This window comes from Pseudomonas sp. 43(2021), from assembly GCF_017490805.1.
Lineage (GTDB): Bacteria > Pseudomonadota > Gammaproteobacteria > Pseudomonadales > Pseudomonadaceae > Aquipseudomonas.
Genome location: NZ_JAFGYJ010000384.1, coordinates 1 through 481, shown reverse-complemented (window position 1 = coordinate 481; position 481 = coordinate 1). Strand labels below are relative to the sequence as shown.

The 481-nt window shown below is 62.6% G+C and carries 1 protein-coding gene; it reads left to right on the top strand.

All coding sequences use genetic code 11. The annotated features are described in order from the left end of the window. Positions 1-7: 7 nt before the first annotated feature. A partial coding sequence (locus J5M71_RS27765) for a GNAT family N-acetyltransferase (protein ID WP_207838780.1) occupies positions 8-481 on the top strand: 474 nt, incomplete at its 3' end.

Here is a 481-nt window from a genome sequence, read left to right as displayed (position 1 = left end):
GATTCACATGACGCAAATCGCCCGCATCAGCGACACCGGCAATGAACGCCGCCTGCAAGCCGAACGCCTGATCGGCGCCGAAGCCTTGCAGCAAGCCCAGGCCCTGCGCTTCGCCGTCTTCAGCGGCGAGTTCAACGCCAAACTCAAAGGCGCGGAACTGGGTCTGGACATGGATGATTATGATGTTCACTGCAGCCACATCGGCGTGCGTGATCTGAACACCGGGCGCCTGGTGGCGACCACGCGTCTGCTCGATCACACCGCTGCCAGCAGCCTCGGCAAGTTCTACAGCGAAGAGGAATTCAGCCTGCATGGCCTGGCGCATCTGCAAGGCCCGATCCTGGAAATCGGCCGCACCTGCGTCGATCCGGCGTACCGCAACGGCGGCACCATCGCCGTGCTCTGGGGCGAGTTGGCCGAAGTGCTCAATCAAGGCGGCTACAGCTATCTGATGGGTTGCGCGAGCATCCCGATGCAGGAC